This is a genomic window from Pseudomonas tremae (assembly GCF_023278125.1).
Classification (GTDB): Bacteria; Pseudomonadota; Gammaproteobacteria; order Pseudomonadales; family Pseudomonadaceae; genus Aquipseudomonas; species Aquipseudomonas tremae.
Genome location: NZ_CP066270.1, coordinates 1,094,143 through 1,107,022, shown reverse-complemented (window position 1 = coordinate 1,107,022; position 12,880 = coordinate 1,094,143). Strand labels below are relative to the sequence as shown.

The 12,880-nt window shown below is 58.2% G+C and carries 9 protein-coding genes; all 9 read left to right on the top strand.

Annotated features, from left to right (window positions below):
* The first annotated feature begins 20 nt into the window (after positions 1-20).
* The 9 genes from yaaA to I9H09_RS05060 all read left to right on the top strand — a co-directional run bounded on the left by yaaA (position 21) and on the right by I9H09_RS05060 (position 12,845).
* The gene (yaaA, locus tag I9H09_RS05100; RefSeq protein WP_053480728.1) at positions 21-800 is read left to right on the top strand and encodes a peroxide stress protein YaaA; all 780 of its coding nucleotides are present in this window, start codon (positions 21-23) and stop codon (positions 798-800) included.
* A gap of 806 nt (positions 801-1,606) precedes the next feature.
* Complete coding sequence (locus I9H09_RS05095; protein ID WP_005891346.1) at positions 1,607-2,923, top strand: nucleotide sugar dehydrogenase; 1,317 nt, start codon at positions 1,607-1,609, stop codon at positions 2,921-2,923.
* 101 nt (positions 2,924-3,024) lie between these two features.
* Positions 3,025-4,506 carry a mannuronan synthase gene (alg8, locus tag I9H09_RS05090; RefSeq protein WP_024671347.1) on the top strand — a complete coding sequence of 494 codons (1,482 nt, stop codon included), beginning with the start codon at positions 3,025-3,027 and terminating at the stop codon, positions 4,504-4,506.
* Between the two features lie 40 nt (positions 4,507-4,546).
* Positions 4,547-5,719, top strand: coding sequence for an alginate biosynthesis protein Alg44 (locus I9H09_RS05085; RefSeq protein WP_005891344.1), 1,173 nt, complete (start codon positions 4,547-4,549; stop codon positions 5,717-5,719).
* Between the two features lie 2 nt (positions 5,720-5,721).
* Positions 5,722-7,134 (top strand): alginate biosynthesis TPR repeat lipoprotein AlgK, encoded by a 1,413-nt coding sequence (gene algK, locus I9H09_RS05080; protein WP_024671348.1) that lies wholly within the window; start codon positions 5,722-5,724, stop codon positions 7,132-7,134.
* Positions 7,131-8,612: an alginate export family protein gene (locus I9H09_RS05075; RefSeq protein ID WP_024690122.1), complete on the top strand. Its 1,482-nt coding sequence runs from the start codon at positions 7,131-7,133 to the stop codon at positions 8,610-8,612. The genes algK and I9H09_RS05075 overlap by 4 nt, the downstream gene beginning before the upstream one ends.
* A gap of 26 nt (positions 8,613-8,638) precedes the next feature.
* A complete protein-coding gene (gene algG / locus I9H09_RS05070; protein WP_024671349.1) occupies positions 8,639-10,246 on the top strand; it encodes a mannuronan 5-epimerase AlgG in 1,608 nt (535 codons plus the stop codon).
* A gap of 14 nt (positions 10,247-10,260) precedes the next feature.
* A complete protein-coding gene (locus I9H09_RS05065) occupies positions 10,261-11,700 on the top strand; it encodes an alginate O-acetyltransferase AlgX-related protein (RefSeq protein WP_005891338.1) in 1,440 nt (479 codons plus the stop codon).
* A gap of 8 nt (positions 11,701-11,708) precedes the next feature.
* Entirely contained in the window at positions 11,709-12,845 is a 1,137-nt protein-coding gene (locus I9H09_RS05060; protein WP_005891336.1) for a mannuronate-specific alginate lyase, read from the top strand.
* The last annotated feature ends 35 nt before the right edge of the window (positions 12,846-12,880 follow it).

The following is a 12,880-nucleotide window of genomic DNA, read 5'->3' as shown; positions in this document are numbered from 1 at the left end:
CGATCAAAGGAGACGACTTCATGCTGATGGTGATTTCCCCAGCGAAAACCCTCGATTTCGAGACGCCACCCACTACCGCACGCTTCACTCAGCCACAGTATCTGGAGCACTCTCAAGAGCTGATCACTCAATTGCGAGAGCTGACCCCCGCGCAGATCGGTGAACTGATGCACCTGTCCGACAAGTTGTCCGGGCTGAACGCAGCACGCTTTGGCAGTTGGGACCCGGCCTTCACCCTCGACAATGCCAAACAGGCGCTGCTGGCGTTCAAGGGTGACGTCTATACCGGTCTGCAGGCCGAAACACTGAGCGATGCGCAACTGGACTATGCCCAGCATCACTTGCGAATGCTGTCAGGCCTTTATGGCCTGCTGCGCCCGCTGGACCTGATGCAGCCCTATCGCCTGGAGATGGGAACAAAGCTGGCCAACGCCCGGGGCAAGGATCTTTATGCGTTCTGGGGAACAAGGATCAGCGAATGGCTCAACGAGGCACTTGCCGATCAGGGCGATGACCTGCTGCTGAACCTGGCGTCCACTGAATACTTCTCGGCCATCAAACGTGCGGCGCTGAAGGCGCGGATCATTGACACCGAGTTCAAGGATCTGAAAAACGGCCAGTACAAGATCATCAGCTTCTACGCCAAGAAAGCACGCGGCATGATGAGCCGCTTTGTTATCGAAGAACGGATCAGTACGCCGGCTGCACTAAAGGAGTTTGACGTGCAGGGCTATCGTTATAGCAGCGAACAGTCAACCCCCGACAAGTTGGTGTTTCTGCGAGACACTGCTGACCACTAACGCCGTCAAAAATGTGTAACAGGTTACTGTTACACAGCCTTGATCTGCTGTTCCGCGCCCGCTGACGACAAGTTAGTGACGCCAAGGAATCGTCAAAACAACGCCTTCATGCAACGTGTCTTTTTTTCGTGAAAAAATAATCAATTTTTTTAAGTAGTGGCCTTTTAGCTTTTTGCTGTAGTAGCACTTACGCCCTCTGCCCGCTGCGCCCCCTGCAAAATAAGGCCTTGGTAAAAATTCACCACGCCTTGCCTACGTCTTTGTCACGGGGTTGATACATCAAAATCTGCAAATCAGGACGAGTGGCCCGGAACTAAATACGAATTCATGCGCTCCTACATCCCGTAACAATTCAGGGCTAACCTGTAAGAGATCACTTACAGGTGGGCAGAAAATCGGAAAGTTACTGACAGGGACGCATGATCTTCCGGGTACCCGGTATCTGGAATCAGACTCACATCACTAGTTGATGTTGGTAGACAGGCGACGCCGAACGGGTGGCATGCGCAGGATCCGAGAGGGACGCTACGGCTCTGGCCGGGGCTTTCCAAGCGAGGTCCGCCATCGATCGTCAGACAAGGAGTGGTTTACTGCATCCAAGGAGAGCAGGGCCCTGCCCGCCGGACAGGACACTTGCCGCTTGCACTTAGTGTCATTTGAGTTCGCCTCGTTTGTTTGGGCACTCACTCATTAACTCTGCCTGTGTTAGTTGAACGGTTTATAAGCCGTGTGCACTGACGCGTGATACCTGCTGGCAAAAATTTATATCCAGCCACTTAATGGCGTGAAAAATCGAGGAGAATACGATGCGTATCAGCATATTTGGTTTGGGTTATGTCGGTGCCGTCTGTGCCGGTTGCCTTTCTGCACGCGGTCACGATGTAGTGGGCGTGGATATCTCCAGCACCAAGATCGACCTGATCAATAACGGCAAGTCGCCTATCGTTGAACCAGGCTTGGAAGAACTGCTGCAAAAAGGCCTTGCTACCGGCAAGCTGCGCGGTACTACCGACTTCGCAGAAGCCATTCGCGCCACCGACCTGTCGATGATCTGCGTCGGCACGCCTAGCAAGAAGAACGGCGACCTGGAACTGGATTACATTGAATCCGTGTGCCGCGAAATCGGTTATGTCCTGCGCGACAAATCCACGCGTCACACCATCGTTGTTCGCAGTACTGTACTGCCGGGCACTGTCGCCAATGTGGTTATCCCTATCCTCGAAGACTGCTCTGGCAAGAAAGCCGGCGTTGATTTCGGCGTGGCGGTAAACCCTGAGTTCCTGCGCGAAAGTACCGCCATCAAGGACTACGATCTGCCGCCAATGACCGTCATCGGCGAATTTGACAAAGCCTCGGGCGACGTCCTGCAATCGCTGTACGAAGAACTCGACGCGCCGATCATCCGCAAGGACATCGCCGTTGCCGAAATGATCAAGTACACCTGCAACGTATGGCACGCCACCAAAGTGACCTTCGCCAATGAAATCGGCAACATTGCCAAAGCCGTAGGCGTCGATGGCCGTGAAGTAATGGACGTGGTCTGCCAGGACAAGGCTCTGAACCTGTCCCAGTACTACATGCGCCCAGGCTTCGCATTCGGCGGTTCCTGCCTGCCGAAAGACGTTCGCGCCCTCACCTACCGTGCCGGTAGCCTGGACGTTGAAGCCCCTCTGCTCAACTCGCTGATGCGCAGCAACACGTCGCAAGTGCAGAACGCTTTCGACATGGTTGCAAGCCACGATTCGCGCAAGGTTGCACTGCTGGGCCTGAGCTTCAAGGCCGGTACCGACGATCTGCGTGAAAGCCCGCTGGTAGAGCTGGCCGAAATGCTGATCGGCAAGGGCTTCGACCTGAGCATCTTCGACAGCAACGTTGAATATGCACGCGTTCACGGCGCCAACAAGGACTACATCGAATCCAAGATTCCGCACGTTTCGTCGCTGCTGAATTCGGACTTCGATCAAGTCATCAATGACTCTGACGTCATCATCCTGGGCAACCGCGACGAGCGTTTCCGCGCCCTCGCCAACAAGACCCCTGAAGGCAAGCGTGTGATCGACCTGGTGGGCTTCATGTCCAATGCCACCACCGAAGACGGTCGTGCCGAAGGTATCTGCTGGTAAATCAGCCGCAAGCCACAAGCGCCAAGCTCCAGGCCACAAGCTCAAGCCAACTGCTTGCAGCCTGGGGCTTGAGGCTTGCAACTGACTTAGGGATACAGATTATGCAGAGGCTCAAGCACGGCCTGTTACAGGCCGCCGGTTGGCTGTTCTATCTGAGTTTATTAATGGGCATTGCAACTGCATTGCCCACCAGTATCTTCGACTCACAGTCGAAGAACTTTATCTTCCTGATTGGCGCCGTCGGCATCTGGCGCTACTCGATGGGGATCACACACTTCGTGCGCGGGATGATCTTTCTGTACATCGTCTACCCTCACTTGCGCCGCAAGGTACGCAAGCTGGGCAGCGCTGCAGACCCCTCGCACGTGTTTCTGATGGTCACCAGCTTTCGTATCGACGCACTGACCACCGCTCAGGTGTACAACTCGGTAATCCGTGAAGCCATCGACTGCGGACTGCCGACCACCATCGTCTGCTCGCTGGTGGAAATGTCCGATGAGCTGCTGGTCAAGAGCATGTGGGCGAAGTTCAACCCGCCGGAACGCGTCAAACTGGACTTCGTACGAATTCCGGGCACCGGCAAGCGCGATGGCCTTGCCTACGGCTTCCGCGCCATTTCGCGTCACTTGCCCGACAGCCGCGCGGTTGTTGCAGTGATCGACGGTGACACCGTGCTCAACGAAGGTGTGGTTGCCAAGACCGTGCCCTGGTTCCAGCTGTTCGACAACGTCGGCGGTCTGACCACCAACGAGTTCTGCGAAGTGCGTGGCGGCTACATCATGAGCGAGTGGCACAAGCTGCGTTTCGCTCAGCGTCACATCAACATGTGCTCGATGGCCCTGTCCAAGCGCGTGTTGACCATGACTGGCCGCATGTCGGTATTCCGCGCCACGGTGGTCACCGACCCGGAGTTCATCGCCGACGTGGAAAGCGATTCGCTCAACCACTGGCGTCTGGGCACGTTCAGGTTTCTGACCGGTGACGACAAGTCCAGCTGGTTCAGCCTGATGCGTCTGGGCTACGACACCTTCTACGTGCCGGATGCGGCGATAAACACGGTCGAGCACCCGCCCGAGAAGAGCTTCCTGAAAGCCAGCCGCAAACTGATGTATCGCTGGTACGGCAACAACCTGCGTCAGAACTCGCGCGCACTGGGCCTGGGCGTTCGTCGTCTGGGGATTTTCACCAGCATCGTGCTGTTCGACCAGCGTGTGTCGATGTGGACCTCCATTCTCGGCCTGACCGTCGCCATCATCGCCAGTTTCAAATACGGCGGCGCGTTCCTGCTGATGTACCTGCTCTGGATCGGCATGACCCGTCTGATCCTGACCCTGCTGCTGTCCCTTTCAGGACACAGGATCGGGCCTGCCTACCCGATAATTCTCTATTACAACCAGATCGTCGGCGCCCTGATGAAGATTTACGTCTTCTTCCGCCTGGACCGCCAGTCCTGGACGCGCCAGGACACAAAACTCAGCCGCGACATGGCCAGCTTTCAGGGCTGGTTCAACACGTGGTCGTCCCGAACCATGACTTTCTCGGCTGGCACCATCTTCGTCGCCGTGCTGTTGACGATGGTTTGACCGGGCCAACGGATTAATTGCTTAAGTAGGAAAAATAGCCATGAATACAGCCGTGAATGCGAACGTCGTACATGAATCCGAAGCACAGCGCCAACACGCCCGGATCAAGATTCCTGCCAAGCTGCGCCTGCTAAATGATCAGCCGAACGCGCCGCTGGTGCGCATCGAAGACCTGTCAGCCGGTGGCCTGAGCTTCGTTGCTCCAGCAGGGCAGAAATTCACTGAAGGTCAAATTGTAAAAGGACGCCTGCAGTTCATCATCGACAACCTTGGCCTGGCCATGGACGTCGATCTACAGGTTCGCTCCATAGACAACGCCAGCAATCGTATCGGTTGCCAGTTCCAGAACCTGGAGCCTCAGGACATCGCTACCCTGCGTCACCTGATCACTTCGCACCTCTCAGGCGAAGTCGTTACTCTGGGCGAAGTACTCGCTACGCTGCAGCGCGACAACTTCACCAAGGCGCGCAAGGTCAAGGGCAAGGACGGCGGCATGTCGACAATGGGACGTCTGCGCGCAGTCACCTTCAGCCTTGGCGTGTTCATTGTCGGTCTGGCTGCTTTCGGCTTTATCTTCAAAACCGTCTACGGCCTGTATTTCGTCAGCCACGCTTCGGCCGGTCTGGTGTCGATTCCAAGCATGGATGTAACCATGCCACGTGAAGGCACCGTGCAGAGCCTGGTCGGTCCGAATGGCGAAGCCACCAAAGGCGCGCCACTCGCAACCTTCAACACCAGCATGCTGGAAATGCTCAAGGGCAGCCTGACCGGTGAAGACCTGCAGCCAGCCAAGATCGAAGAGCTTTACGGCAAGCAAATGAGCGGCACCCTCACCAGCCCATGTGATTGCGTTGTCGGTCGCCAGCTGGTTGCCGATGGTCAGTTCGCTTCCAAGGGTCAGGTCATCTTCCAACTGGTCCCACGCAACGCACCGGCCACAGTGGAAGCACGCTTTACCTATCGTCAGTTCAACGACGTCAAGCCAGGCACCCGTGTGAGCTTCCAGATCGCGGGCGAAGACAAGCTTCGTACCGGCAAGATCATCAGCAGCACCAACCTGAGCGATGCCGACCTGTCTACCGACATTCGTGTGCAGATCCAGCCTGACGAAACCCTGAGCAGCGCGCTGGCCGGTCGTCCTGTAGAAGTTGTCAGCGATCGCGGCCCATCCGTGAACTGGCTGCTCGACAAAGCCATGGCTGCGGGTCTGTAACCATGAACAGCCCACTACGACGCCTGTCGACCCCCACGCTATTGAGCCTCGCCGTCGCGCTCGGCCTGAGCGGCTGTGCCGGCCTGCCTGATCAACGCCTTGCCAATGAAGCCCTGAAAAACGGTGACACTGCGCTGGCGGAGCAGAACTATCGGCAGCTGGCGGACCTGGGCTACAGCGATGCACAGGTCGGTCTGGCCGACATTCAGGTGAACACTCGCGACCCGGCCCTGCTCAAGCAGGCCGAGGCCACTTACCGCGCTGCGGCAGAGACTTCGCCTCGTGCGCAGTCGCGCCTTGGCCGATTGCTGGCGGCCAAGCCCGATGCAACTGAAGCTGAACACCGCGAAGCCGAAGGCCTGCTGAAAAAAGCATTCGCCAATGGTGAGTCCGGCACCCTGATCCCGTTGGCCATGCTGTACCTGCAATACCCGCACACGTTCCCGGAAGTGAATGCGCAGCAGAAAATCAGCGAGTGGCGCGCGGCAGGTTACCCGGAGGCCGGTCTGGCTCAGGTACTGCTGTACCGCACTCAAGGCACCTATGCGCAGCATCTGGATGAAGTCGAGAGCATCTGCAAGCAGGCGCTGTCGGCGACTGACATTTGTTACGTCGAGCTGGCCACGGTCTATCAGACGCGCGGCCAGGCCGAACAGCAGGCTGCACTGATCGAAAAACTCAAGAGCGAACATGCGGCAGGCCGCGTCAACGCTCAACGAGTGGACAGTGTCGCGCGCGTACTGGGCGACTCCACCATCGGTACACCGGACGAGAAAACCGCCCAGCAATTGCTGGAAGGCATCGCGCCGGGCTACCCGATTTCCTGGGTGACGCTGGCCAAACTGCTTTACGACTTCCCCGAACTGGGCGACGTCAACAAGATGATGGAATACCTGAACAACGGCCGTGCCGCAGATCAGCCCCGCGCCGAACTGCTGCTGGGTCGCCTGTATTACGAAGGCAAATGGGTCACACCTGACGCATTCAAGGCCGAAGAACACCTCAAGAAAGCCACAGCGACTGAGATCTCCGCCCATTACTACCTGGGTCAGATCTATCGCCGCGGTTACCTGGGCCAGGTCTATCCACAAAAAGCTGTGGACGAACTGCTGACCGCCGCACGCGGTGGCCAGAACAGCGCTGACTTCGCCCTTGCGCAGCTGTTCTCGCAGGGTAAAGGCACCAAACCTGACCCCGTCAATGCCTGGGTATTCGCCCAGATGGCACTGGCCAGCCAGACCCCGCAAGCCACCGAGCTTGCCGAAGCCCTCAACACCCAACTGCCGCCTGAAAAGCTTGCCACCGCCAAAGATCTGTTGGCGCGCGAGCAAAAAGTCCGGGGCGCTACCGCCACTCAGAACGCGATGGCAGCGCAAGCCCTGCAAGAAGAAAAAGACGGTGAGGAAGCATTATGAAGTTGAATCCCCTGATGGCCGCCGGCATGGGCCTTGGCTTCACCCTGTTGTGGGCCTGCCCGACGCTGGCAGCGCTGACCGAACAACAGAATTTCGGTATCGAAATCAAGGCCACGGCACAGGCCGAGGATGATCGCGATCTGGGCACCCGTTCGGGCGGCGACGTCAACGGTGTGGGTCTGGACCTGCGTCCCTGGGTATATGGCGAACGCGGCGACTGGAGCGGTTATGCCATGGGCCAAGTGGTGACTGCTACCGACATCATTCAGACCGACCCGCTGGAGCAGAGCAACGCCGACGGTAGCGGTACGCAAACCTCGCGCGGCACTGCCAGCGAGCGTGAGACCGACAAGACCTACGCCGCACTGCGTGAATTCTGGATTGGCTACAGCGGCTTCACGCCCTACCCTGGCGAGATCCTGAAAGTCGGTCGCCAGCGCCTGCGCAATGATGACGGCCAGTGGCACGACACCAACATCGAAGCCATCAATTGGTCGTTCGACACCACGCTGCTGCGCGCTGAACTGGGTGCTGCCCAGCGTTTCAGCGAATACCGCACCGACCTGACCGAGCTGGCGCCTGACGATGAAGACCGCAAGCACCTGTTCGGCTCGGTGAGCTACCAGTGGACACCTGGCCATTGGGCCGGTATCCGCGCGCATCACAGCGCTGACGACGGCAAGCTCAAGTCGCAAGGCCAGGTGCTCGACGACCTGGACAAGACCTCGAATGGCGATCTGACCTGGGTCGGCCTGCAAGCCGACAGCGATGCCTACAACTATCGCAACAACACCCATCAGCTCAACTATTGGGGCAGCCTGACCTGGCTGGACGGCACTCGCGACGAAATCGGCGTGACTTCCGCAGCCAACGACCAGTTCATCGCGGGCCAGAAGAACAGCCGCGACATGAACGGCTGGGCCACTGACCTGGGCCTGCGCCTGCGTCTTGACCCGCAGTGGCAAGTCGGCGCGGCCTATTCGCGCGCCAGCAGGGATTACGTCCAGAACGGTCTGGAAAGTAACCGCTCCAACTGGACCGGCACACGCTCGCGCATCCATCGCTTCGGTGAAGCCTTCCAGGGCGAAATGGCCAACGTGGAAACCGGTTCGCTGTTCGCTTCCTGGCAGATGAACGAGGAATACGACGCGTCGCTGATCTACCACAAGTTCCGTCGTGTGGACGGCAACACCGGTATCGGCGGTTCGGGCATCAACGCGGTAAACGACAATCAGGACGGCACGTTCAGTTCGCTGCCACTGGAAGACGGAAGCAAGGACCTGGGTCAGGAGATGGACCTGGTTGTGACCAAGTACTTCAAGCAAGGTCTGTTGCCAGCGTCGCTCAGCCAGTCGTTCGATGAACCTTCGGCCCTGGTGCGTTTGCGCGCAGGTGTCTTCAAGCCCGGCGACGCCTATCAGAACAACGTGGACAGCTACATGCACCGCGCTGTCGTCGACGTCATCTGGCGCTTCTGATGCGAACCGCCAAAGGAGTGCCAGAGATGAACAGTCAAGCTAGCAACGGGCGCAGCCGCAACTGGTCACACGCCCTGCTCGAAAGCGCAGTGCTGACCAGCGCCCTGCTGATGGCCAGCAGTCTGGCGCTGGCCAATGCGCCTGTCGTACCCGAGACCCCGAAGCTGGTCAAAGGGCTGCAACAGGCCAAAACCTACACCATCACCAGCCCGCCCACCGCGCCGCTGGAAATGGCCAAACCGATGCTGCCGGACCTCAGCGGCTACACCGCCGAGGCGGCACTGAAGAAGATCGTGCGCAACAAGCCGGGCAAGGTCACTGTCTCGCGGATGATGGAAGAAACCGGCCTGAAGGAATTCATCGGCGGTGACAACAAGATGACTGAATGGGTGGCCCGCCAGAAGGGTATCCCGCAGGCCATCATGATTTCCGACGGCTACGTGAGCCTGCAGGACCTGGCGAAAAAGGTCCCGAAACAGTTCCTCAACGAAGTGTCGCCGGGTGTCTACGTGGCGCGCCTGCCGATTCTCGTCAAAGAGACCGGGATTTTCGAGATCGACAGCAAGACCAAGGAATTGCGTCTGTCTCAGGAAAAGGGTTCGTTCATTGTCAGCGAAGGCAAGATGCTGATCACCCACACTCAGGTCAACGCCTGGAGTGAAACCCGCAACGGCCTGGCGACCTATCGCAAGCCCGACGAGTTTCGCCCGTTCCTGTTGACTTGGGGCGGCTCGGAAACCTGGATCGCCAACACCAAAATGGCGAGCATGGGTTACAACCAGAGCAAGTCGTACGGCATTAGTATTTCCCAGTACACGCCTAACACTGCGAAGGTGCTCAAGCGTCCCGAGCCAACTGGCTGGATCGTCGACTCCGAGTTCTCGGACATGTGGTACGGCTTCTACTGCTACGAAACCCGCGACTTCGTGGTCAAGGGCAATACCTACCGCGACAACATCGTGTACGGCATTGACCCGCATGACCGTTCACACGGTCTGATCATCGCCGAGAACGACGTTTACGGGACCAAGAAGAAGCACGGGATCATTATTTCCCGGGAAGTGGACAACAGCTTCATCTTCCGCAACAAGAGCCACGGCAACAAATTGTCCGGCGTGGTTCTGGACCGTAACAGCGTCGGCAACATCGTGGCCTACAACGAGATCTATCAGAACCACACTGATGGCATCACCCTGTACGAAAGCGGCAACAACCTGTTGTGGGGCAACCGCGTCATCGCCAACCGCCGCCACGGCATTCGCGTGCGCAACAGTGTGAACATCAAGTTGTACGAAAACGTTGCCACCGGCAACGGCCTGATGGGCGTGTATGGCCACATCAAGGACCTGAGCGACACCGACCGCGACATCGAGCTCGACCCGTTCGACGCCCAGGTGTCGCTGATCATGGTGGGCGGCGAACTGGCCGGCAACGGCTCTGGCCCGCTGTCCATCGACTCGCCACTGAGCGTCGAGCTGTATCGCGTCTCGATGCTGATGCCGACCAAAGAAGTGGGCATCAGCCTCAACGGCATCCTCGGTGATCGCCAGGACGAAATCCTCGACCTGCTGGTACGCCAGAAGAAAGCCGTATTGATCGACCCCGTCGAAAGCCAGACCGAGCTGCGGGAATGAGGAAGGGTATTGTTATGCACGCACATCTGATCAAGCTGTTGAGCCTGTCCAGCCTCACCGCCGCGCTGATGGCCGCCGCCGGTGTCGCTCGCGCGGACGACTCGCAAGCGCCGACCTTCAAGGCCGAGCCATGCTGCAGCCTGTGCCCGGCCGCGCACGACGCAAAAAACTACGTCTCGCGCTATCAGCAGAACTTCACCACGCTGATCCAGGCGCAAGGTGACTGGCTGTTTCGTACCCAAGAAGACCTGCGTACAGAATTCGACACGTCGCCTTCCGGCTACCGTCGCATGAAAGAACTGCACGATGCGTTCAAGAGCAAAGGTGTTGAACTGGTTGTGGTCTATCAGCCGACTCGCGGTCTGGTAGATCGCAACAAGCTGTTCCCGGCAGACCGCGACAAGTTCGACTACGACAAGGCACTGAGAAACTATCAGGCCATGCTCGGTCGGTTCAGCAAAATGGGCTATTGGGTACCTGACCTGGCGCCGTTGACAAACGAACAACAGGCGCACGACTTCTATTTCCGCGGTGACCAGCACTGGACGCCGTATGGCGCTCAACGCACCGCGAAAATCGTCGCCGAGACGGTCAAGAAAATCCCTGCGTATTCCGACATTCCGAAACGCGAATTCGAAAGCCACATCTCTGGCCGCATGGGCAAGAACGGCACGCTGCACAACATGGCCGGCCAACTGTGCGGGACCAGTTACGCCGTGCAGTACATGGACCAGTTCAGCACCGAACCCAAAGGCGAGGCGGCTGACGGTGACCTGTTCGGCGATTCCGGCAACCCGGAAATCACTCTGGTCGGCACCAGCCACAGTGGCAAGAACTACAACTTCGGCGGCTTCCTGCAGGAAGACCTAAGCGCCGACGTACTGAACGTGGCCTTCCCCGGCGGCGGTCTGGAAGGTTCGATGCTGCAGTACCTGGGCAGTGAAGACTTCCAGAAGCGTCCACCGAAGATCCTCATCTGGGAGTTTTCGCCGCTGTACCGCCTGGACCAGGAAACCATCTACCGCCAGATGATGTCTCTGCTGGACAACGGTTGCGAAGGCAAACCTGCAGTGATGAGCGCCAGCACCACCCTCAAGCCGGGCACCAACGAAGTACTGGTCAACGGCAAGAACGGTATCAAGAACATCCGCAACGGCAGCAACCAGATCGATATCAAGTTCGATGACACCTCGGTCAAAACCCTTCAAGCCAGACTCTGGTACATGAACGGCCGCCACGAGGACCTGAAAATCGAAAAACCGGAAACGTCTGATACAGACGGACGCTTCGCCTTCGAACTACGCGAAGACGAGGACTGGGCCGACCAGCAATTGCTGGCACTGGAAATCCAGGGACCGGAAGCAGGCGCAGCACCACAGAAAGTCGAAGCCAAAGTATGCAAACGCAACGTGTTCCCGAGCGATGCGAAACACAACGCTCAAGCTGGACTATGAGGTGAATTATGCAGACTCCTAAACTGATCCGCCCTACCCTGCTGTCGCTGGCAATCCTGTCATCGATGGCCTGGGCGACGGGCGCGTCCGCCGCGCTGGTTCCACCCAAGGGCTACGACGCCCCGATCGAAAAAATGAAGACTGGCGATCACAACTTCAGTTGTGCCGCCGTTCCCAAGCCGTACACCGACAAACTGGTTTTCCGCAGCAAGTACGAAGGTTCTGACAAGGCGCGTGCAACTCTCAATGCGGTGTCGGAAGAAGCCTTTCGCGACGCAACCAAGGACATCACCGACCTTGAGCGTGGCGTCAGCAAAGTCGTGATGCAGTACATGCGCGACGGCCGTCCTGAGCAGCTCGATTGCGCGCTGAACATGATGACCACGTGGGCCAAAGCCGATGCGCTGGAGTCCCGCGAGTTCAACCATACCGGCAAGTCGATGCGCAAATGGGCACTGGGCAGCATGTCCTCGGCTTATCTGCGCCTGAAGTTCTCTGATTCGCACCCGCTGGCCAATCGTCAGCAGGAAGCAAAGATCATTGAAGGCTGGTTCAGCAAGCTGGCCGATCAAGTGGTCAGCGACTGGAGCAACCTGCCGATGGAAAAAATTAACAATCACTCGTACTGGGCCGCTTGGTCGGTGATGGCAACAGCCGTCGCGACCAACCGCCAGGACCTGTTCGACTGGGCAGTCAAAGAGTTCAAGGTTGCCGCCAATCAAGTCGACAAGGACGGCTTCCTGCCCAACGAGATGAAGCGCCGCCAACGCGCATTGTCGTATCACAACTATGCCCTGCCGCCGCTGGCGATGATTGCCAGTTTCGCTCAGGCCAACGGCGTGGACCTGCGTCCGGAAAACAACGGTGCCTTGAAGCGTCTGGGCGACCGGGTGCTGGCTGGCGTCAAGGATCCTTCGATTTTCGCTGACCACAACGGCGAGAAACAGGACATGACGGACCTCAAGAAAGACCCGAAATTCGCCTGGCTCGAACCGTACTGCTCGCTCTACAACTGCAGCCCGGATGTGCTGGAAGAGAAACACGAAAAGCAGCCCTTCAAGACTTTCCGCTTGGGCGGCGACCTGACCAAGGTCTACGACCCTTCGCATGAAAAAGGCGACAAGGGCGACAACATCGGTGAGTGATGCGCCGTTGATTGCAGGTGCGGGCCTGTCGGCGA

What these genes read in the sequence shown, in the direction of transcription:
- algG (WP_024671349.1), top strand. Translation starts at nt 8,639, where the DNA reads ATGAACAGTCAAGCTAGCAACGGGCGCAGCCGCAACTGGTCACACGCC.
- alg8 (WP_024671347.1), top strand. Translation starts at nt 3,025, where the DNA reads ATGCAGAGGCTCAAGCACGGCCTGTTACAGGCCGCCGGTTGGCTGTTC.
- I9H09_RS05060 (WP_005891336.1), top strand. Translation starts at nt 11,709, where the DNA reads ATGCAGACTCCTAAACTGATCCGCCCTACCCTGCTGTCGCTGGCAATC.
- algK (WP_024671348.1), top strand. Translation starts at nt 5,722, where the DNA reads ATGAACAGCCCACTACGACGCCTGTCGACCCCCACGCTATTGAGCCTC.
- I9H09_RS05095 (WP_005891346.1), top strand. Translation starts at nt 1,607, where the DNA reads ATGCGTATCAGCATATTTGGTTTGGGTTATGTCGGTGCCGTCTGTGCC.
- I9H09_RS05085 (WP_005891344.1), top strand. Translation starts at nt 4,547, where the DNA reads ATGAATACAGCCGTGAATGCGAACGTCGTACATGAATCCGAAGCACAG.
- I9H09_RS05065 (WP_005891338.1), top strand. Translation starts at nt 10,261, where the DNA reads ATGCACGCACATCTGATCAAGCTGTTGAGCCTGTCCAGCCTCACCGCC.
- I9H09_RS05075 (WP_024690122.1), top strand. Translation starts at nt 7,131, where the DNA reads ATGAAGTTGAATCCCCTGATGGCCGCCGGCATGGGCCTTGGCTTCACC.
- yaaA (WP_053480728.1), top strand. Translation starts at nt 21, where the DNA reads ATGCTGATGGTGATTTCCCCAGCGAAAACCCTCGATTTCGAGACGCCA.